The following is a 20878-nucleotide window of genomic DNA, read 5'->3' on the forward strand; positions in this document are numbered from 1 at the left end:
AAAGTGGGGCGCTCCTTGGCTGCCCCATTTTTAGTTTATAGGGCTGTTAAATCAGCCATTCGGTGGAGCCACTGAACATGACAACAAATATTCATGCACAACGAATTCTGATTTTGGACTTCGGTTCTCAATACACACAACTGATTGCTCGCCGCGTGCGCGAGATTGGTGTTTATTGTGAAATTCACCCTTGGGATATGTCAGAAGAAGATATCCGCGCCTACCAGCCAAAAGGTATTGTTTTAGCAGGCGGACCAGAATCAGTTACTGAGGGTGACTCCCCTCGGGCACCTGAAGTTGTTTTCTCATTGGGAGTACCTGTTCTGGGTATCTGCTATGGAATGCAAACGATGGCTGCTCAAATGGGTGGTAAAGTAGAAACCTCGGATCATCGTGAATTTGGCTACGCGAAAGTACGATTGGCGAGCAGCCCTAGCCGCTTATTGGAAGGCATCGAAGATCATATAGCCAACAATGGTTCTCTGTTGCTGGATGTTTGGATGAGTCATGGCGATAAAGTAACCGAATTACCAGAAGGCTTTGCTGTAATTGCATCAACTGATTCTGCGCCGATTGCCGCTATGTGTGACCCAGTGAATAACTTCTACGGGGTACAGTTCCACCCAGAAGTGACGCATACAAAGCAGGGCGGTCGAATCCTTGAGCGCTTTGTGCGTGAGATCTGCGAAACAGAAGCACTCTGGACGGCTGCTAATATCATCAATGATCAGATCGAAAAAGTGCGAGAGCAAGTCGGCGACCAAAAAGTGTTGTTGGGATTATCTGGGGGTGTCGACTCCTCGGTCGTTGCTGCATTGCTGCATAAGGCTATCGGCCCACAGCTAACCTGTGTCTTTGTTGATAATGGTTTGCTGCGCAAACGTGAAGGCGATCAGGTTATGGATATGTTTGCCAAAAACATGGGTGTTAAAGTCATCCGTGCCGACGCTGAAGAGATGTTCCTAGGGCGTTTGTTAGGTGAAAATGACCCTGAGAAAAAGCGTAAAATTATTGGTAATACCTTTATTGAAGTGTTTGACCAAGAAGCGACCAAGCTAAAGGATGTGAACTTTCTGGCTCAAGGCACCATCTACCCTGATGTTATTGAATCAGCGGCAGCAAAAACAGGTAAAGCTCATGTCATCAAATCCCACCATAACGTGGGTGGCCTGCCTGAAGATATGCAGTTTGAGTTGGTTGAACCTTTGCGCGAACTATTCAAAGACGAAGTTCGTAAAATTGGTTTGGAACTCGGTCTGCCATACGACATGGTCTACCGTCACCCATTCCCAGGCCCTGGCTTAGGTGTACGTATTTTGGGTGAAGTAAAGAAAGAATACGCTGATATTCTCCGTGAAGCCGATGCAATCTTTATTGAAGAGCTACATAAAGCAGACTGGTATCATAAAACCAGCCAAGCATTCGCTGTATTCCTGCCTGTTAAATCAGTAGGGGTCGTGGGTGACGGACGACGTTATGAATACGTTATTGCGATACGTGCCGTAGAAACAATCGACTTCATGACTGCTCGCTGGGCGCATTTGCCTTACGAGCTGCTTGAAACGGTATCGGGTCGAATTATCAACGAAATCCCACAGGTATCCCGAGTGACTTATGATGTTTCCAGTAAGCCACCTGCGACAATTGAGTGGGAATGATCACACGTTAGGCATTAGCTGGTACTAACTGGCATTAAATGATACTTAAGCCCATGTTTTCATGGGCTTTTTTGTTCTTGTGTCTGGCAGTATTTGGCAACTGATGGCAGCGGGAAGCACCGCTTGAGCATGGCATTCAAGGTGGTATTATCGAGACATGATGCCATGAGTGAAAGCCGATACCATGCTGCTTGATCCTGTGTGTTCATGGTATCGAAATTGTTTAAATTACTGTTTTTATTTGATTTATTTCCTGATTTTTGGGCGATTTTTCAGCATGGTATTGGAATCGAAGAAGGATAAGACTCTTGCTGACCGATACCAAGCTGCGCAACCTCAAGCCGAGGGATAAACTCTACAAGGTGAATGACCGGGATGGCCTCTATGTGGCTGTCACTCCTGCCGGTTCTATCTCATTCCGTTACAACTACTCGATCAATGGCAGGCAAGAGACAATCACCTTTGGCCGCTATGGCGTTGGGGGGATCACGCTGGCAGAAGCCCGTGAGCGACTTGGTGAAGCCAAGCGGATGGTCGCTGATGGAAAGTCGCCAGCGAAGGAGAAGGCAAGGGACAAGGCGCGTGTAAAAGGGGCTGAAACCTTTGGTGCCTGGGCTGAAAAGTGGCTACGTGGCTACCAGATGGCCGACTCTACCCGTGATATGCGCCGCTCGGTTTATACGAGAGAGCTGGAAACGAAATTCGGCAATCAAAAGCTGACCGAAATCACTCACGAGGACTTGCGAGCACTGACCGACGCCATCGTAGAGCGTGGAGCGCCTGCTACGGCGGTTCATGCGCGAGAGATTGTACTCCAGGTATATCTCTGGGCCACTGAGCGAGGCCAGAAGGTTGAGAACCCGGCAGACCTAGTGCGGCCAGCAAGCATTGCCAGGTTTGAGCCGAGAGATCGAACCCTGACTCCCGAAGAAATCAGGATCATGTATCAGTACATGGGGCGTATTGGCTACACAACACTGGACTCGGCCCTAAGATGACAACCATTGCCGATAAAATGGAGGTATTCCAAAACAAGCTGGCCCGGCGTGCCTACAAGGACGTGACGAGAACGGTCGATCAAATCGACAACATGAGACGCTGGCCGTTTGGCCGACGCAAGTAGTTAGAAAGCATACGGGCCGGTGATGGTGCACTGGCCCGTATTTTCACATACATCAAACCGATTATAGTGAAGCTGTAACTCGTTTTTGGACATAAATGAGTCAGTGAGTTTGCTAAATTAGCACCTCACGAATAAGTTCAGGTATTGCAAATCTAGAATCGAGTAACCACCAAATTCACTCAATCACTACAACGGTATTTCAATTCTTTGATCATTGAATTAGACATTTAGTTCGTCAAAGAAGCCAACTGTAACGGGTATATCACTGTCAGCGTTATCGTACGAAACAGGAACGGTCTGCCTAAACAACAACATTACTTTTAATTCGTTTATAGATTCGAGCTTCAAGTAATCCCTCAACTTATCAATGTTTTCATCCAAAACTAAGAAGCGGTCCATGTGTTTCTTTAGGCGATCAGGTTTGCCATCTGATTTCGTTACACCACGAAACTCGTATATTTGTTTAGCTATTTCACCTTGAGTCTTGGCAAATTCTAGGTCTTTACATTCAACGAGGTAGACAATTTTTTCTGAAGGGTTCCATGCGAGCACATCAACATCTCCAAAGTCTTTCTTGGTTCTTTTTTTAAGAATCTTGCTGACCTTCACATCAGCCTCAACTTTCCAACCCAAGCGACTGAATTTGTCAGCAGCTTCTTGGTTGAATCTGTGCCCCGACTTATTTCGTTGCTCTCCAATCCATTTTTTCATCGCTTTAGTGTTGAAAAATGAGCCGTCTAGAGTTGCGTCAAATGAATTGGATAAGCAATACAAAACCCCTCTTCGTATTAAACTTGGGGCTATAACAAGCTTATCGCCAAGTATGATTAATGGCCGCGCTGTCAATGACAACCTTCGTCGAAATCTCCATGGAGAAATATCGCTTACACGATAACCTGAAGATAAGGCCATCCAGCTGGATCTTTGTGGTAGGGTAAATCTATCCATAAAAGCTTTCAACGCAGCATCAGATACACCACTCGTATTCGATTGATAAAACAGCTCTGAGCATGAGATTTCATAGACAGCTTTGTTTTTTTCGACCCCAATATTTTCAAAAACATCTAAGATTTTTCTGGCTTCATCGATAGATACCCCAAACTCTTCATGCCAAGCAGCCTCGAATTCTTGACCTAGTAGATCGGCAACCTTTTCATGAACTTCTGGTTCAGAGAAATGATCATCATATTTATTTGAAGCATGGTTTATCATCTCTGTCTGAACGGACTTACCGTAAGGGTTTACTACAGTGTCATACGCAGTGTGATCGAATTGTACATCACCATATGTGGAAAGCCTTAGATGGGGCTTAACCAACTCATACATAATCGAATCTGAAAGATTGCCATATTGGAAAATTGCAGTTGCAAAAGTTATTAGCTTAGTTAAATCCAGATGATTTGGAACTTTTCCGCCATCATCTAAAGATTCACAGATGGCCATTTCAATAAGAATCCTAGACCCCGTAAGTGCAGAATTATTTGAAGAAATTCGCTCCAATGCGACTGAATATACATCATCTTTATCATTATGGAGTCCCAGCATAGCTTTGAAAGTACGCTGCCAATGCTCAATATCTGCTTCTACAGCAGTATGGTTTTCAAGCAAGAAAATAATTAGTGCTTTCTTGTTAAAAGAACCCAAATATGACTGAATTTCCTTCCAAAGATTCAAAGTTAAGTCTTGTAAATATTGCGTGCATTCAGTTTTGCCGTAGATATTGCATGGCTCGGTATGGCTTTTCGACATCCATGCTAACCCAATTTTAATGGTGGCATCATCAAAACGGTCTAATACTAAAGGTTCAGGTAAGCTCATTTTGACGTAATCCAGAAAGGATTGTGCGGTGAGCATATGCACTTCTTTACCATAATTATCTGTAAAAACATGACCTAAAATACTTTCAACTAGCTCCTTATGGTCATTACATTCAACAGACTCTTTTATAAAAACAGTAAGCAATGATTTTATGATGGTTCTCTCAGCAACGTTGTCAGCTCGATGAAATGCAAGAAAATAGTTTTTTAAGAACTTACAGCTTATATGCAGAATGCCGTTTTCTACAGATGTAGAGGTCTTTATTAAATTGCTTAGAGTTTCGGGGGCAAGTACTTGAGATACTTGAATAGGGACATCAACATCTTCAAATTCAATCTTAAAAAAAACATTAGCGTATGATGAAGAGCAGGCTAATTCAGATAACGCCAAGTCAGTCCTACATATCCAATTACAGACGCCATGCCACAATCTATATAAAAGGTCTTTATTCTGATTTTCATTATGTAAAGGAGTGCACCACCATGAGCATAGATTCCCTTCGATCAAGCCTAGCAATTGACCATTTTCAAGGTTATCTACCGATGCATAAATTGGTTTAAAACGATCTTCTTTGAAGTAGCTACTTGTAGTCAATCTTCTGACAGAAATTACCTCACCATACGGGTTTAAAACTTTATGTATATCGTCCTCATTTTGAACTTCCCAACGAACATCTAACAGAGCATTCTGTGTGATCATCATGAATATTGATGATAAGTTACCAACGTCTTCATCAAACGCTGAATGAGGGATAATGTTAAAATCGTTATCTTTGGCCCAGCTATATAGATTGAGTAAGCCGTTTACATTTTGAGTGTGGATTCCAACATCAAGTACTCTGTGTTTAGCTTCAATCAACCGCCAGAAAGTAAATGGATTCATACTAGTGATTCGATTGAATGTGTCTAAATCAGGTGCAGGAATAGATTCTAAAAGCCAGTTGCTAGACTCCGATTCACCTTCAAGTGATATCATAACTGAACGTCCCCAACCACAGCCAATAAGAATGCTAAGGCCGCTCTTAAACCCATCTATTTTTGACGAGTAGCTAAACGCTTTCTTAATTCTTTCCGCAATAGCATTTTCTAAGCTAGAGTTCGAAGTCGATGCACCATTAACAAGTCCATTTTGATAGTCGCAAAAGTCATCAAAAAACAGTAAGAAATGTACGTACCTTTGTTCATCAATACCAATGAGAGCGTCTGCACCGACAATACTTCCGTTTGAGTCTCTAAATGGTGAAAACGGTACATTACTTATTTTGCCCAGTAACCGCGAGTCTTCAGAAAAGAATCTAGCATATCTGACTTGCATGGCATGTTGTAGCCGATCTAATAAACCAAACCTATTGGCTTGTTCGATCACAAAGAGACGAATTGCGACACTTATTGCTGTTGGTAAAGCTAAGATATAAGTTCCATCTTGTGCCCTGTAAATAGGCTTACGTTCTAATGAGGAGCTTCCAAAAGCTTCATTAGTAAGCGAAATGAGATCTGGGTTCTCAAAAATATATGGCTTAAGGTCCTTCTCTGAGACTCCCAATTGAGTTAGGTCATCCAAGGAAAAACTGACTATATTACGTTTTTCAGTTGATATATAAGAATGGAAGTCCCATTCAGATTGAGGGTAATGGTAATCCCCCCGAAAACTAACGGTCCTCAAAAGTAGAATATTCTCGTAACCTAAGCGCAGGAGATTCTGCATGAAAAAGTCACGTTATACCGACAGCCAGATCATGGCGATTTTGAAGCAAGCCGAAGCAGGCACACCAGTGCCTGAGCTGTGCCGTGAACACGGTATGAGCTCAGCTACATTCTATAAGTGGCGCGCCAAGTATGGAGGCATGGATGCTTCCTTGATGGCTCGCATGAAGGAGCTTGAGGAAGAAAACCGCCGTTTGAAGAAGATGTATGCGGAGGAGCGCCTTAAGGCAGAGATTGTCCAAGAGGCTTTGCAAAAAAAGTGGTAAAGCCGTCTCGCCGTAAGGAGATGGCGCAACAGGCAGTAGTAACGCGAGGTATCAGCATCCGGTTGGCATGCGATGCCTTTGGTATCAGTGAAAACTGTTATCGTTACCACCCGAGGCTCGACTCTGAAAATGCGGAGATCGCAGACTGGTTGATCAAGCTGATAGAACAGGAGTCCGACTGGGGATTTGGTCTGTGCTTTGACTATCTTCGCAACGAGAAGGGATTTGTCTGGAATCATAAGCGGGTTTACCGCATTTACTGTGAACTGGCGTTAAATCTCAGAGTGAGGCCTCGTAGGCGGTTAAATCGGCATAAGCCTGAACCCCTAAAGCAGCCTCTGCGTCAGAATCAGGTGTGGTCGATGGACTTTATGCATGATCAGCTCTCGGATGGGCGTACATACCGTCTCTTCAACGTACTGGATGACTTCCGACGTGAGGGTTTAGCGATTGAAGCAGGCTTTTCATTGCCTGCGATAAGAGTTATCAGGACTCTGAGCCAGCTGATAGAGTGGCGAGGAAAACCGAGTGTTATCCGCTGCGATAACGGCCCTGAGTTCATCAGTCATGAATTTACGGAGTGGGCTCGTAAGCACTCAATCCGGATTGAGTATATTCAACCAGGGAAGCCGCAACAGAACGCTTATATCGAACGTTTTAACCGCACAGCGAGATATAGCTGGGTAAGTAAGCATCTGTTCGAAACCTTGGAAGAGGTTCAGGATTATGCAACGCAGTGGCTATGGTTTTACAATCATGAACGGCCACACAAAGCCAATGGCGGCAGGCCGCCGATGAAAGCGGCTTAACTTCTACTTTTAACGGCAGTTAAAAATGGGAGGATTACCTAATCACTACCTTTCTGATAACGCTTTAAACTTTTCCTACAAATGGACTCATTCGATAAAATGAGGATAGCTCTTACTGATTTTTTTATACCTGAAAACGGTTTGTTGTCTGGCATTTCATCTATTAGGTCGATAAAGATTTGTGTATAGAAACATGAGCTTTCCCAAAGCCCATTGAGGAACATATATGACCCTTTGATTGAATTGGCTACCCCAACCATCGTATCTTCAGCCGGATCTTCCCATGAACCAATATATGTAGAATGAATGCCATCAAATAATCGACCTATTTCAACCGCATTCATTACTTTCTGACCACGCTGAGATAGAAAAAGCTGATGAATCATAGTCTCGGTAGTTACCAAGTTACTATGGAGCTCTTCTTCATATAGTAGTCCCGCTAGTTTTATAAGAGCGTCTTCAAAGTCAAAGTCATCAATTAGCTTACTTATATTGTGATCTGCTCTAAGCTGACCAAAAGTTGGGCTCATTATTTGTTGACTGGCATTTAAAAGGCCTAACTGGGAGAAGTCCATATCATCTATATTCATATATACAATTCTTAGCTATCAGTCATTGAAAAACTTGCCCAAACGGTTACTTGGAGACAAGAGGCTTTAGTGGCCGCAAACTTGCTTTGGGGCTCAACGAGTTACTGTGCCGTGACCTTTGTTTGGCACGCATCACCCTCACGCTACCAAGGCTTTATGCATCTGATCACACTACTATGTCAGCATTGATTACTGTACATTTAGATCCGTCAACCAGATGTGATGGCATTAACAAAAGTACGGAAAATGGAGAGCGGGTTGTTTAAGTAAAGCAAAGACTCTAACCAAAGTTGGGGCAAAAGCGTGTTTTGGGTTTTAGCAACAAGAGTCAGTACTACTTACACTGACTCGATATTGAGGTAGCGTTACTTGGTCGAGGATTTGCTTGGCTTTAAGCCGGGAGTGTTTCCTGGAGTTTTTTTGTTGTCACGTCGACGTTGATCTGGCTTGCCGGTCGACTTGGCTATTGGTTTTGGCCCTGGTTTCAAACCCATGATTTGATCCTTTTATTTAACGAGGTTATTCCTCGTTGTATAATCTTTGGGCAGTGTTGATGGCTTTCAAGATGTGTATGAAAAAAAATCTAAAAATATCCCCAATATTTCTTGCTGGTAACTCATGTTTTGATGCGTTTTAAAATGTACTGCGACTAGTTGGAGGCACAAGATGGATAGAATTACCTCAGGTCCACGACGGCTTAGTGTTGAAGAGATACAAGAACTTCGTCGCGATATGGAAGAATCTTCAATTTGGGCCAAAGCTGAACTAAAACGTCGACGAGCCGCAAAAAGTCAAAAAAATTCTGCGCATGGTATAGATGATGGTATCGATAACGACCACCTTTCTAACTAGCTGTTATATAGGTATATTTTCTGCTCGTTGATATTTGAGTGGGAATAATTAATCGTTCAGTAGTCCTTTTCGTTGTTTAGCAATAAACACCCTAGAGCCCGCATGATTGCGGGCTTTTTTGTATTTAAGGGGAAATTGAGCGAGCATTATCTAGCAGTTACAAGCACAGTTTGATCGAGGCATGAGTGTGGGTGTTATTTTCTTCTTGTGCCTGGGAGCTTAGAGTCGACCACCTTTCGAAGCCCCGCTACGTCTGCTAGCTGTAATGATAAATTCAACATGAATAGGAAGAAATAGTCATCGATCAGTTTGTCTCCTGACATAGCATGAGGCTTAGAACGATGTACCGACAGTCAATAAGAGCAGAAGTAACTCCTGTAAATATCCCAGCTTTGTTCTGTTATTCTGGATTTATCTGTACTTTATTCAATCCCAGCCACTCCTTAATATGCCTATCACTAGAACAACGACATAAGGCTAGGGAATAAAATGTTTCATTCTAATATCGCTCCGTATTCTCGCACCGAGAATCAGAAAACCTCAGAACAAGATGGTGAGCAGCTTCTTTATAAAAACGGGTAGCTCTCTCTTTCTCAAGAAAAGTGTCAGATTAGGTCGTGACTGATACATATTAAAGTCAGCTACTCGATTCACTAAGGTTAATTATGGATTTTTCTACAGCTTTGTTTTCTATCCTGACTATTCACTTAATGGCATCTATTTCTCCTGGCCCAGACTTCGTTGTTGTGTCCCAGAAAACCCTGCAGCAGGGTCGAAAAGCGGGCATTGTTTGCGGTGCGGGTGTCTGCGCGGGCCTCTTGGTTCACATAGGCTATTCCGTTGCAGGATTAACTGCGGCGCTTGAGCATTCGGTCAGGTTAACCCAAGGCATCGGAATTTTTGGCGGAAGTTATCTGGTTTTTCTCGGCTATAAGTCCATCAAGGGGTCTTTTTCTGCGAACCCTGCGCCTTCCATCGAGAAAGAAAACAATGCTGGCGGAGCGTCCGCATTTTGGAGCGGGTTGATCGTGAATGTTTTTAATCCCAAAGCGGCGATTTATTTTATTTCTCTGTTCTCAATCATTATCTCCCCGTCCATGGGTGCTGAGAAATTGCTACTGGTGATTGTCTTGATTGTCTCTGTGCAAATGACTTGGTATCTTACCTTTATATTCATTGTCACTATCCCTAGCATTCGGATGAAATTTGATAGTAAGGTGTATCTTATTGACCGCAGTTTAGGTGCGCTAATGCTGATGATGGGAGTTTACATGATCGCCACTTACGCCTTCTGTTGCGGCGATAGCTAAACGAAACCAGCTAACTGAGCAAAGCCGCTGCTTGGTCAATCTGTCTCAGGATGAGCCTGAGCTCATTCTTGTAGTCTGATCGGAATTTTTCGTCGGTCAAGCTATCGCCCACGCGCCAATAGATCGCATAGAGAAGCACTTTGGTAATTTTCTCCCTGAGTTCGAACAGTTCTATGCTGTTGCCTGGGGCGGAACAACGACTGAGGAATGAGTGATAACAATCGTTCATCCTCCGAAAATGCGTCATCACAATGTCTTGATCAGGTTTGATGAATGATAACCCGCTTTTGTCTTGTGTGATGTCTACCGACTCGCTGTATGAAATGCAGTCTTCAATGATGGCTGTAATTTCCTTAAGAAAGGCATGCTTGTTTTCGTCATCCTCTTGTTTTTCAATCATAGGGAGCCATTTGTTAGAAACTCTGTAACCAAGTCCACGCACTGTCACGATAAAGTCTTCGATCATGACATTCTTCAGCACTGCTCGCGCTTTGAACACGTATTTGTTGGCGATAATGCTGTCTGGGCTGTCTTCCATGTGGAAGGAAGATTTCTGATCTCTAACAATATTTCCTATGTCGCTGTAGCTAATCAAAGATGTTTGAAGGGTGAAAAGCTGATAGAAAAGAACATAGACAGCAGCATCCTGAATAAATACCTCACGCCCAGAGGATTTTAGTATGTTGAGATTAGTATCAAGAGTGACATTTTTGGATGTTTCTATGTTTTTGAACGTAATTTGACTCATTGCGAACCTAGCTTCCTACTATCATCGACAACCTTTGTTGGTTTTTTAATTTTGGCATCAAGAGTCTAATACAAATTACCCTGGCTTCATTGTTAAGCAAAGAGTACACGGTATTGCACGCACGATATCAGTTTATAGTCCCTAAAATATCTTAATAGGTGAAGAGAGTCGATCGCCAAGAAAGCAAAACATGTGTATACCTCTCTCCGCGACGATTAGAGTTTTTATCACAAAGACATTAATTGCTCGATCATTGACTATGATTCTAAATCGGTGAGCGCTCAAGCGCTGTCAGCAAGCTCCAATATTTAAGTTGGAGCTTGTAAATAATCTGCATTACCCCAAAGTCCCCAATCTTGCAGCGGCTTGCGATACATTGTCTGCACCTTGATATATCTCTGTCATAATATTGCTCACTTGGCTGATGTTGTCTTGGCCTGCCTCGGCTGATTGTCGCGCTTCAGCTGTGTTTCCAGTTAATGTGGTTAACAGTTGATGATTTTCGTTAACGACATCCGCTATCATTGAGGTTGATTCGCTGGTGCGGAAGGCTAGCTGTCTTACTTCATCGGCTACTACGGCAAAGCCTCGGCCCTGATCACCAGCTCTGGCCGCTTCGATTGCTGCATTGAGCGCCAGTAAGTTTGTTTGGTCAGCGATTGATTTAATGGTAGCGACGATGGATTGAATACTCTCAGACTGTTCATTTAGGTTGGTGATGAGATTATTGACCTCATCTACCTTCTCAACGATTTGAATAGATGTCTGAACGGCCAGATCTAGTGATGATAGTCCCTGTTGAGCAATTTGTGCGGTCTCTTCAGAGGTGCTGCTGGCTAATGTAGCAGCTTCACGAATAGCTAGGTCCAGTTCAACTTTTGCTGTTATGTCTGAAGCAAATTTAATAACCTTTACAATTTCTCCTTGAGTATTTTGTATAGGGTTATAGGTAGCCTCTAGCCAAATGGTTCGCCCTTGAGCGTCAAGTCTTTCAAACTGCCCTGACTTAAACTCACCTTTTTCTAAATCTGACCAGAAGTTTGGATTTTCTTGATAAAAAGCTTCTGTGCAAAATATGCGGTGATGCTTTCCTTGGATATCCTCCAAGCGATAACCCACGGTTTTTAGAAAATTATCATTGGCAAATAAAATGTCACCCTTTGGGGTAAAATGAATGATGGCTTGGGAGCGATCTAGGGCTTCTAATACTTGCTCTTGTTGATCAGTTTCATGCTTACGTTGGGTAATATCGGCTGCTATTTTTATCACTTTCGATACGCTGCCATCTGCTTCGGCCACGGGGAAGTAGGTGGCTTCTAACCACAAGGTGTTACCTTGCGAGTTGCGTCGTTCAAATATGCCTGAGATAGAATGGCCAGAAGCAAGATCTTGCCAATGCTTATTGTAGTCAGAACTCTGGTAAATATGGCTGGGGCAAAAGATACGGTGGTGTTGGCCTATGACTTCCTGTGCTTGATATCCTGTTGTTTTCAAGAATAAATCATTAGCACTTAATATGTTGCCCTGAGTATCAAACTCAATAAAAGCAACAGAGGATTTGAGAGCATCTAGCTGCCTCTGAGTATAATCGGTATCTTCCTTTAATGGGTTTTTCTCCACCATGCTCCTGTTTCTAAATAGCATAATCGTATCCCTGTAAGCAGGTTGTTTATTATCAACTTCCTGTTTTTGAGAAGAGTTCTTCCATGGGATAGTAAAAAGTCTGAATAGTAAGCAGCGTAATTTACTGATTAGGTTTCAACGCCTGTCTACTAAACATAGATCAGGATGCTTAAAATGCAATATATCTGTTTATTACAAGAGGCGTTGAATAGGGAGTAACGACTTTATGCGAGATCTTCAGAAAAATCTTGATAACCCACCGAGCTTATTCGGGCGCTTTGCGCTCTAGAATAGTCTCGCTCATATTAGCGTTTAGTGTGCCTTCAACAAACTTAGTGCGTCGCTGTAGCGCTGCTTTGGCTACCATATAGGCTGAAACGGGGGCTGTGATAAACAGGAAGAGGCTGATAACAAACTCATGAATGGATAGTTCGTTATCAATTAAAGCATGGAGTGTCATAGAGGCTAATAGAATACAGCCAATACCCAGTGTTGTTGCTTTTGTAGGGGCATGGAGGCGTGTGTAGAAATCAGGCAGCTTAACCATGCCAAGGGCGCCCACTAGGATAAAAGCGGCCCCCATTAGTAATAAAAAGGAAGCAAATAATTCCATGAAAAATAACATAAACTTCTTTCCTTTATTCGATGATATCGCCGCGTAGTAGGTACTTAGCTAAAGCGGCTGTGCTGACAAAGCCAAGCATGGCGATTAATAAAGCCGACTCAAAATACATAACACTTTCAAAATAGAGCCCAAGTAACACGATCAGGGCGATGCTGTTTATATACAGAGTATCTAGCGCCAGAATGCGATCACATGTTGTGGGGCCAATAAATAAACGGACCGTATTTAACAAAAGTGCGATGCCTACCATGATAGTCACTAACGGTAAAATTGTGCTTAGCATGCAAAAATCTCCCTTAGTGGTTCTTCGTATCGCGTTTTAATATGGTTGATAAGTTGTTGTTCATCGTCGATATGGAGCGCGTGAATATATAGCCATTTAAGATCTTCTGAGAAGTCGACGCTCACGGTGCCCGGGGTAAGAGAGATTGTGCTGGCTAATATAGACAAGGGGAAGTGTCCGGTAAGGTCCAGTGGTAAAGCGATGAGTCCAGGTTGTAGGTGATGGTTGGGGCGTAGTATGCGACCTGCGACCTCAAAATTAGATACGACAATATCCACCAGTACCATACCGATGTAGCGGATCGCCCTGAAAGGCTTAACAACGCGCGCGTGTGGATCGCTGAGTGGAGCAGCTATCCATGGAATAACAATAGCGAGGGCTGTGCCGAGCACTAAATGGCCCATAGAAAAGTCATTCAGCAGTAACCACACTGTCACTAAAATGCAGGAGTGAAGTGGCATAGGGAAGAGTCGATTAAGCACCGTCACCTCCAGGTACCGTGGTTGAGAGTGGTTTGGCAAAATTCAGTCCAGCTTTCATATCTTGCGCAGCTAGTTGTGCGTACTCAGTTATAGTACCTGCAAAAATAACCATCAGCGGTAGAGCAATCACCAATAAAGATACAGCCGCAAGTTGTGCTGGATGCGATGTGACTTTGCTTGCGCTCTCTCCGCGGGCGCGCCAGAAAAGTGTGCCACCAGAGCGAGAAAGCATGATGAGTGCTGCCAAGCTACTGATGAGTACAGGTGGCCAAATCCAGCTTGCTTGACCACTGGCAAGTGCAGCTTTGAGCATCAGGGCTTTACCGATAAAACCAGAGATGGGCGGCATGCCGATGAGCGCTAGTGCGGCTAAAAAGAAAAGGATACCTAATAAACGCGGTTGTGCTACTGAGCGAGCTTGTACAAAGCGATCTTCGGCCTTACCTCGTTGGTTAATAATTAAGCCAGCCACAAGAAACATTAAAGCGGTTGCTAGCGTGCTATGTACAAGATAGTAGAGGCCGCTTGTTGTTGATTCAATGGTGTTTAAGGCGACCATTAGCAACAGACTACCAATGGATACGATAACCAAGTTAGCGGTAAGGCTACGCAGAGTTTTGCTTGCCAGAGTTGCTAAAATACCTGTGGCTAAAGTAAGTAGTGCCAACGGCCATAACCAAGGTTCCGCAATGTTGGCAAGCTCCCCTGCGTCATCGCCAAAAATACTGCTATGTACTCGCCATAGGCTATAAATGCCTACCTTGGTCATAATGGCAAAGAGAGCTGCTACGGGTGCGGGCGCTGCGGCATAGGCGCGAGGAAGCCAAAAATGTAATGGCATCATTGCCGATTTAAGACCAAAAACAACAAGTAATAACATGGCCCCTGATTTAGCTAGCTGCACATCGTCTGGGTTTATGTGGGCTGCACGTTGTTGCATGTCCGCCATATTGAGCGTACCAAACGTGCCGTACATAATACCTAATGCAAATAGGAATAATGCTGATCCTGCAAGGTTTAGCGTGACATAGTGCATATTTGCTAATGTCTTTTGTGCTCCGCCACCATGAATCAATAGGGCGTAGGAGGCTATGAGCAAGACTTCAAAGAAGACGAACAGGTTGAAAATATCACCGGTAAGGAATGCCCCTTGTATCCCCAAAGCCTGAAACATCAGTAATGGATGCAGAAATTTGCCTTGCTGGTCGTCATTTGCGCTACTGAAGAGCTGTACACACAATAAAAGAAAGCTAGTGAGCGTCAGCATAATCGTCGCTAAGCGGTCAGCAACTAACAGGATACCAAAAGGTGGTTGCCACTCTCCCATGGCGTAAACTAGGGTGCCTTGTTGCTGGACTTGCAAAAGTAAGCCGATGGCCGCCAGTAATTGAAGTAGTGCAAATACCAATCCTGCCACGCGTTGCCGTTGTAGCGTAGTAGCAAGTGGTGGAGCTAACAGCAATATACCAGCAATTAACGGTATTAAAAGCGGTAGAACAGGAAGATGCTGCAGTATCAAGAGTGCTTCCTTTTATCTCGAGTTTGTTTTGAATTAGCTTGGTTTTTATCAATTCTTTCCGCAAGCGCTTCTTCTACAGCGGTTCGCCGCGGGGGTAGCTCTCGCCCGTCAACCTGATCATTCCCCAAGTCGGCTCGGGCGCGGATAGCCAGTATGAGTACAAAGGCTGTCATCGCAAATCCAATTACGATAGCGGTAAGGACGAGTGCTTGAGGGAGAGGGTCAGCATACTGAGCGCTTTCGCCTACAATAGCTGGCCCGTTAATTGTTAGGCGTCCACTGGCAAACAAAAACAGATTGACTGCATAGGATAGGAGCGTAAGTCCTAAAATGACGGGAAAGGTCTGAGCACGCAGCATAAGGTAAATACCTGCGGTGGTCAGAACGCCAACTCCAAGAGAAAAGGTGAATTCCATTAGTTATTTCCTGCCCCTAAACGCTCGCTGGTGGTGAGTTTGCCAAGGTTTGCCAGAATTAACAAGGTCGCACCGATAACCGTTAGATAAACTCCAAAATCGAATACCATTGCACTGGCAAGTTCAAATTTGCCCACTACTGGTAGGTAGAAGTAATCAAACCAAGTGGTTAGGAAGTTGCGGCCAAAAGCCCAGCTACCTAAGCCCGATAACGTAGCGATAAACAGGCCGCTGGCGATCAAACCGATGTAGTTAATAGGCATGCGCTCTTTCATCCAAACCACACCATGGGCGACATATTGTTGAATCAGTGCGATGGCTGTGATGAGTCCTGCAATAAATCCACCGCCAGGCATATTGTGGCCTCTTAGGAATATATAAGCGGAAACCAGCAGTGCTAAAGGTAGTAAGCTTTGAGAGATCACCGCTAATACAAACGGGTGCCGTTCCTGAGACCACTGATTGCCTTTGCTATCGGCAGATGGCATGAAAACCAGCATCTGTTGCAGTAGCTTATAAATACCTAATGCAGCAATACCTAGTACAGTAATCTCGCCTAAGGTATCGAATCCACGGAAGTCGACGAGAATGACATTGACCACGTTTGTACCGCCACCGCCGGGTTTGCTGTTCTCGATAAAGAAATGTGAAATGCTATCTAATGGTCGAGTGAGCATGGCATAACATAGTGTGCCAATAACGCTACCGAACAAGGCCGCCACGCTAAAGTCCCGCACAATAATTGTTAGAGGGCTATCAATTATCGGGCTCTTCTGAGGTAAAAAGAAGAGCGCTAATAAGAACAATAAGATGGTGACAACTTCTACCGATAGCTGTGTCAGCGCCAGATCGGGTGCAGAGAAGTAAGCGAAGGCAATAGAAACGATAAGCCCAACGATCGAGAGAGAAATAAGCGACACAAGGCGCATATGGCTCCAGCAAAGAGTGATAAACGTCGCCGCAATCATCAGGGCTGCACATAGGCCAACCACCCAGTTATTGGGTATCTGAGGGTGAGTGCCAATCGTTGATGCTAAATTAAATAATGGGGCGGCGCTGACCACTAATGCTAATAAAATGAGTAAGAACATAGAGCGCTGTAAAGAGCCGTTGTCCATCCAATCATGCAGTGAGGTTGCTCGGGAAATAAGCTTCTGCACCGCTTTTTCAAAGACATACTTGGCATCTCGTTCGAGAAATTGCTCTTGGAAGCTAAACAGGTGGCGCCGGTTGATATATAGGATCAAGCCGCCGGTAACGGCCAGAGCACTCATCAATAGAGGGAAGTTAAAACCGTGCCAGACGGCCAAGCTATATTCGGGCAGTGTATTTTGTAACACCGCCATAGACGCTGTATCCAGCAAGTCCCCTACCATGAATTGTGGGAAAATACCTACCAGTAAGCAAAGTACAACAAGTACTTCTACCGGAACGCGCATATAGCGGGGGGGTTCATGTGGTGTTCTAGGAAGATCAATCGGTTCACCGTTGAAGAACACGTCATGCATAAAGCGTAAAGAGTAAGCGACTGCTAATGCTCCGCCGACAGTAGATAGCAAAGGTATCCACCAAGACAGTGCGCCAAGAGTGGATTGATGGAGCGTTTCTGCAAATAGCATCTCTTTTGATAAGAAACCATTCAGCAAAGGGACGCCTGCCATGGAAGAGGCTGCAACCATCGCCAGTGTGGCTGTCCAGGGCATATATTTCCACAAGCCATTGAGTTTGCGCATATCCCGAGTGCCAGACTCGTGGTCGATTATACCCGCGGCCATAAAGAGCGATGCTTTAAAGACGGCGTGGTTAATGATATGGAATACAGCGGCCATTGCGGCAAGGTCTGTACCTAAACCCAGTAACAGAGTGATCAAACCTAGATGGCTGACAGTAGAGTAAGCCAGCAAACCTTTTAAGTCATGCTTGAACAGGGCGATGTAAGCCCCCATAACCATGGTTACTATACCGGTAAGGGAAACAACAGCAAACCAGCCGTCGGTGCCTGCTAAAACAGGGTAAAAGCGCGCCATCAGGAAAACACCTGCTTTTACCATGGTTGCTGAGTGCAGGTAGGCTGAAACGGGTGTGGGTGCCGCCATTGCATGCGGTAGCCAGAAATGGAATGGAAACTGAGCAGACTTGGTAAAAACACCTAACAAAAACAGTGTGAGAATGTAGGGGTAGTAGTCGCTGTTACGCAATACATCCTTCATTGCCAGCACTTCTCGTAACTCGTAAGTGCCAGCTACATGTCCGATTAACAGAAGTGCGCCTAATAATGCCAAACCGCCTGCACCAGTCACGGTTAAGGCCATTCTTGCCCCTTTACGCGCCTCTGTTTTATGCCACCAGAAGCTGATAAGCAAGAAGGAGCTGATGCTGGTGAGTTCCCAGAAAAGCCAGAGCTGAATAAGGTTGCTAGAGAGTACGACGCCCAGCATGGCTACCATAAAGAACAATAAATAGGTGTAGAACAGCCCCATATTGTCGGATTCAGATAGGTAGTAACGTGCATAAAGTATGACGAGTAAGCCTATCCCTAAAATCAACAAGCAAAATAGGAACGCTAAGCCATCTAGATGCAATGACAGATTTAAACCAAGGGTGGGCACCCAAGAGGCATAGAATATAGGTACAGGTCCGGAAGAGAATACCTGAGGGGCTAATAACAATAGAACAGCTAATGCGGCTGCTGGTGTTAATGCTGTGCCCCATGCGGTGGCGGTGCGACCTGCTTGTGAAAGCAGTAATGGTAGTATGATGCCCATCATGGGCAGCAACAGAATCCATAATACAGTCATACGAGTGGCGGCCTTGCGTAATCGAGATTATGTCAGTTTGAGAATCGTAAAAGACAGCTTGGAGTATAACAGAAGTTAGCTTTGTGTCTTGCTAAGTTATAGATATTTTTGGAGAAGCTATGTGTTGATTTTATGATTATCTTTTTCATTTTTAGGAGAATAATAAGTTATTCTATGCGGCTTTTCAGAGGGCGAGACGAAGCGTGATGAGCGCTTTGGTTGGGTAAGTACATGCAAAATGATGATGAGTATTGGATGTTACAAGCGCTAGCGCTGGCCAAAAATGCAGCAGAGCTAGGCGAGGTGCCTGTTGGTGCTGTCATCGTTCTCGATGGAAAAATCATTGGTAAAGGATGGAATCAGCCCATTACGGCTAATGATCCAACAGCGCATGCTGAAATTGTGGCTCTGCGTGACGCAGCCAGAGCCGTTGCAAATTATCGCCTTGTTGGGGCCGATATGTATGTGACGCTCGAACCTTGTTCAATGTGTGCAGGTGCGGTTGTGCATAGCCGTCTCAGGCGTCTGGTTTTTGGTGCAGCAGAACCCAAAGCTGGTGCAGTGAGTAGTCAACAGCAGTTTCTTGAAGCAGATTTTCTGAACCATAAAGTTGAATGGGTTGGCGGTGTGTTGGCGCAGCCTTGTGGTGATGCGATTAGTGCTTTTTTTAAAGCGCGTCGAGAGGCAAAAAAAAGCAGAAAAGCAAAAAATGTTATAAATGCTCCTTAATATATCAAGGATGTAATGTGTCAAAGTTGTGCTGGGACTTTGTCTAAAGTGAGACTATTGGTCTCGGTGTCGGTCGTTTCTTGTTGTTCCTTAGCTGCTTCCCTTGCGCGTCTGATCTGCTCAATCTGTTTTTCCCAGGCCAGCAGTTTGATGTACTTTTGTATGTTTTCCACATACTGGACAGGTTCTTGACCGCGGGCATAGCCGTACTTAACGGTGGAAAAGTAATGCTCTTTAGAGAGAAGAGGCAAAAACTCCTTAACATCATCCCATTTGTCAGGATCTTTATCCCCTCGTTGAGCCAGTACTCGCGCATCTTCTAAATGGCCAAAACCAACGTTGTAGCCTGCAAGCGCAAACCAAGTGTGGTCAGGTTCGGGGATTCTATCAGGTATCTTGTCTTTAACATTGATGAGGTACTGGGCGCCGCCTAAGATGCTTTGAATAGGGTCAGTTCTATCCGTTACACCGACTTCTTTAGCTGCCGCGTGTGTCAGCATCATAATGCCTTTAACTCCTGTCGGAGAAACGGCATCCGCCTTCCAGTGAGATTCTTGGTAGGCAATCGCTGCTAGGAGCATCCAATCAATATCAGTTTCCTGTTCTGCCATATAAAAGTACTGTTCAAGGCAGGGAAGTCGCTCTTCAAGGTCTCTTTTAAAGGTCACTGTGTCAAAAAAGTTAAGAGGATTGCGCTTATCAAAATATTTCTCTTTTAGTCTTTCGATCAGTTTTTTGGTGGAAGGTAAGGTCAAGAAAGCATTGACCGCCTGCTTGAGAGAGCCATCTTGATTGAGCGTTAAAACCCAAGCAATGGGTTGAGCGTCACCCACGGTAAAGGCTTTGTTAAGGCCAGGGTAAAAAGAGTTCTGCGAATCATAAATCACAGAGTCTACGAGGGCGTAGTCTACTTCTTCTGCAAACACTTTGTCTAAAATATCAGTGCTTGTCAGCTCGCTGGTTTCCTGCCATTCCAGTGTTGGGTACTCTTTCTTTAATTGGATGAGTTGTTCAGCCTGAATGGAATTTTTAAGAATAAGTATGCGTTTGCCAAGAAGGTCTTCAGGGGATTCTGGTGCTGGATTCCCCTGTTTTACGCGATAAACGACAGTGGTTTCGCTTTCAGAGTAGGGCGTTGAGAATTCGTAGGACTGTTGGCGTTCTTGAGAGATGCTGACGCCTGCCGCAACAAGGTGTGCGTCTCGGTCATAGATGCTTTGAAAGAGCCCTTGAATAGTATCAGGAATAATGAGTTCCATTGGTATACCTAGATGGTCTGCGAATGCTTGAGCTAACTCATATTCAAAACCGGCCGGCTCGCCTTTGTCGATATAGTAGGCACTCGGTGTGTTTCTTGTGGCTACGCGCAAAACACCATTAGCTTTTATCGCCTCCAGATGGGACATAGAGTTATAACTAACCAGCGCAGGCAGGCTGATTAGCACCATAAAGGCTAATAGGTGTAAAACATCCTTGCGTCGTCTTAAGTCAAATAACATAGAGTGCTTTTCTGGTATATGCGGGTG

17 protein-coding genes are annotated in these 20878 nt (G+C 44.4%); 6 read left to right on the forward strand and 11 right to left on the reverse strand.

The annotated features are described in order from the left end of the window. Positions 1 to 77: 77 nt before the first annotated feature. Both guaA and F0U83_RS04020 read left to right on the forward strand, forming a co-directional pair. On the forward strand, positions 78 to 1658 hold the full coding sequence (guaA, locus tag F0U83_RS04015; RefSeq protein WP_138986642.1) for a glutamine-hydrolyzing GMP synthase: 1581 nt from the start codon (positions 78 to 80) through the stop codon (positions 1656 to 1658). A gap of 308 nt (positions 1659 to 1966) precedes the next feature. Beyond that, the gene (locus tag F0U83_RS04020; RefSeq protein WP_476703674.1) at positions 1967 to 2656 is read left to right on the forward strand and encodes a tyrosine-type recombinase/integrase; all 690 of its coding nucleotides are present in this window, start codon (positions 1967 to 1969) and stop codon (positions 2654 to 2656) included. Positions 2657 to 3000: 344 nt separating this feature from the next. Here F0U83_RS04020 and F0U83_RS04025 read toward each other — a convergent pair whose 3' ends face one another. Beyond that, a complete protein-coding gene (locus F0U83_RS04025; RefSeq protein ID WP_138986643.1) occupies positions 3001 to 6303 on the reverse strand; it encodes a hypothetical protein in 3303 nt (1100 codons plus the stop codon). On the opposite strand from F0U83_RS04025, the gene F0U83_RS04030 reads away from it, so the two are divergent. Beyond that, positions 6302 to 7377 (forward strand): IS3 family transposase gene (locus F0U83_RS04030; RefSeq protein WP_138989101.1). Its coding sequence is split into 2 segments (ribosomal slippage): positions 6302 to 6551 and positions 6551 to 7377, totalling 1077 coding nucleotides; the frame shifts between segments, so codons are not numbered across the junction. The genes F0U83_RS04025 and F0U83_RS04030 overlap by 2 nt on opposite strands. A gap of 38 nt (positions 7378 to 7415) precedes the next feature. On the opposite strand, the gene F0U83_RS04035 is transcribed toward F0U83_RS04030, so the two are convergent. After that, positions 7416 to 7967, reverse strand: a complete 552-nt coding sequence (locus F0U83_RS04035; protein WP_138988983.1) for a hypothetical protein — start codon at positions 7965 to 7967, stop codon at positions 7416 to 7418. A gap of 666 nt (positions 7968 to 8633) precedes the next feature. Between F0U83_RS04035 and F0U83_RS04040 the strand changes: the two genes are divergently transcribed. Beyond that, positions 8634 to 8819: a hypothetical protein gene (locus F0U83_RS04040; protein WP_138988982.1), complete on the forward strand. Its 186-nt coding sequence runs from the start codon at positions 8634 to 8636 to the stop codon at positions 8817 to 8819. 665 nt (positions 8820 to 9484) lie between these two features. Then, complete coding sequence (locus F0U83_RS04050) at positions 9485 to 10129, forward strand: LysE family translocator (protein ID WP_138988981.1); 645 nt, start codon at positions 9485 to 9487, stop codon at positions 10127 to 10129. 10 nt (positions 10130 to 10139) lie between these two features. Here F0U83_RS04050 and F0U83_RS04055 read toward each other — a convergent pair whose 3' ends face one another. The 8 genes from F0U83_RS04055 to F0U83_RS04090 all read right to left on the reverse strand — a co-directional run bounded on the left by F0U83_RS04055 (position 10140) and on the right by F0U83_RS04090 (position 18623). Then, the gene (locus tag F0U83_RS04055) at positions 10140 to 10877 is read right to left on the reverse strand and encodes a hypothetical protein (protein WP_138988980.1); all 738 of its coding nucleotides are present in this window, start codon (positions 10875 to 10877) and stop codon (positions 10140 to 10142) included. Between the two features lie 336 nt (positions 10878 to 11213). Then, a complete protein-coding gene (locus tag F0U83_RS17315; protein ID WP_138988979.1) occupies positions 11214 to 12521 on the reverse strand; it encodes a methyl-accepting chemotaxis protein in 1308 nt (435 codons plus the stop codon). 244 nt (positions 12522 to 12765) lie between these two features. Further along, on the reverse strand, positions 12766 to 13125 hold the full coding sequence (locus tag F0U83_RS04065) for a Na+/H+ antiporter subunit G (protein WP_138988978.1): 360 nt from the start codon (positions 13123 to 13125) through the stop codon (positions 12766 to 12768). A 13-nt stretch (positions 13126 to 13138) separates the two neighbouring features. Beyond that, positions 13139 to 13408 carry a K+/H+ antiporter subunit F gene (locus F0U83_RS04070; protein ID WP_138988977.1) on the reverse strand — a complete coding sequence of 90 codons (270 nt, stop codon included), beginning with the start codon at positions 13406 to 13408 and terminating at the stop codon, positions 13139 to 13141. Beyond that, entirely contained in the window at positions 13402 to 13890 is a 489-nt protein-coding gene (locus tag F0U83_RS04075) for a Na+/H+ antiporter subunit E (protein WP_138988976.1), read from the reverse strand. The genes F0U83_RS04070 and F0U83_RS04075 overlap by 7 nt, the downstream gene beginning before the upstream one ends. Further along, on the reverse strand, positions 13883 to 15409 hold the full coding sequence (locus F0U83_RS04080) for a monovalent cation/H+ antiporter subunit D (RefSeq protein WP_246077911.1): 1527 nt from the start codon (positions 15407 to 15409) through the stop codon (positions 13883 to 13885). Before F0U83_RS04080 ends, F0U83_RS04075 begins: the two co-directional genes overlap by 8 nt. Further along, positions 15406 to 15825 (reverse strand): Na+/H+ antiporter subunit C, encoded by a 420-nt coding sequence (locus F0U83_RS04085; protein WP_138988975.1) that lies wholly within the window; start codon positions 15823 to 15825, stop codon positions 15406 to 15408. Before F0U83_RS04085 ends, F0U83_RS04080 begins: the two co-directional genes overlap by 4 nt. After that, on the reverse strand, positions 15825 to 18623 hold the full coding sequence (locus tag F0U83_RS04090) for a monovalent cation/H+ antiporter subunit A (RefSeq protein WP_138988974.1): 2799 nt from the start codon (positions 18621 to 18623) through the stop codon (positions 15825 to 15827). Before F0U83_RS04090 ends, F0U83_RS04085 begins: the two co-directional genes overlap by 1 nt. 231 nt (positions 18624 to 18854) lie before the next feature. Between F0U83_RS04090 and tadA the strand changes: the two genes are divergently transcribed. Continuing rightward, positions 18855 to 19352: a tRNA adenosine(34) deaminase TadA gene (gene tadA / locus F0U83_RS04095; protein WP_138988973.1), complete on the forward strand. Its 498-nt coding sequence runs from the start codon at positions 18855 to 18857 to the stop codon at positions 19350 to 19352. Positions 19353 to 19372: 20 nt separating this feature from the next. On the opposite strand, the gene mltF is transcribed toward tadA, so the two are convergent. Further along, positions 19373 to 20851 (reverse strand): membrane-bound lytic murein transglycosylase MltF, encoded by a 1479-nt coding sequence (gene mltF, locus F0U83_RS04100; protein WP_138988972.1) that lies wholly within the window; start codon positions 20849 to 20851, stop codon positions 19373 to 19375. Between the last annotated feature and the right edge of the window lie 27 nt (positions 20852 to 20878).

The sequence above is a fragment of the Neptunomonas concharum genome (genome assembly GCF_008630635.1).
Taxonomy (GTDB): Bacteria; Pseudomonadota; Gammaproteobacteria; order Pseudomonadales; family Balneatricaceae; genus Neptunomonas; species Neptunomonas concharum.

Excerpts from the sequence above, each read along its gene's own strand:
- guaA (WP_138986642.1), top strand. The coding sequence starts at position 78 with ATGACAACAAATATTCATGCACAACGAATTCTGATTTTGGACTTCGGT.
- F0U83_RS04025 (WP_138986643.1), bottom strand. The coding sequence starts at position 6,303 with ATGCAGAATCTCCTGCGCTTAGGTTACGAGAATATTCTACTTTTGAGG.
- F0U83_RS04035 (WP_138988983.1), bottom strand. The coding sequence starts at position 7,967 with ATGAATATAGATGATATGGACTTCTCCCAGTTAGGCCTTTTAAATGCC.
- F0U83_RS04040 (WP_138988982.1), top strand. The coding sequence starts at position 8,634 with ATGGATAGAATTACCTCAGGTCCACGACGGCTTAGTGTTGAAGAGATA.
- F0U83_RS04050 (WP_138988981.1), top strand. The coding sequence starts at position 9,485 with ATGGATTTTTCTACAGCTTTGTTTTCTATCCTGACTATTCACTTAATG.
- F0U83_RS04055 (WP_138988980.1), bottom strand. The coding sequence starts at position 10,877 with ATGAGTCAAATTACGTTCAAAAACATAGAAACATCCAAAAATGTCACT.
- F0U83_RS17315 (WP_138988979.1), bottom strand. The coding sequence starts at position 12,521 with ATGCTATTTAGAAACAGGAGCATGGTGGAGAAAAACCCATTAAAGGAA.
- F0U83_RS04065 (WP_138988978.1), bottom strand. The coding sequence starts at position 13,125 with ATGTTATTTTTCATGGAATTATTTGCTTCCTTTTTATTACTAATGGGG.
- F0U83_RS04070 (WP_138988977.1), bottom strand. The coding sequence starts at position 13,408 with ATGCTAAGCACAATTTTACCGTTAGTGACTATCATGGTAGGCATCGCA.
- F0U83_RS04085 (WP_138988975.1), bottom strand. The coding sequence starts at position 15,825 with ATGGAATTCACCTTTTCTCTTGGAGTTGGCGTTCTGACCACCGCAGGT.
- F0U83_RS04090 (WP_138988974.1), bottom strand. The coding sequence starts at position 18,623 with ATGACTGTATTATGGATTCTGTTGCTGCCCATGATGGGCATCATACTA.
- tadA (WP_138988973.1), top strand. The coding sequence starts at position 18,855 with ATGCAAAATGATGATGAGTATTGGATGTTACAAGCGCTAGCGCTGGCC.
- mltF (WP_138988972.1), bottom strand. The coding sequence starts at position 20,851 with ATGTTATTTGACTTAAGACGACGCAAGGATGTTTTACACCTATTAGCC.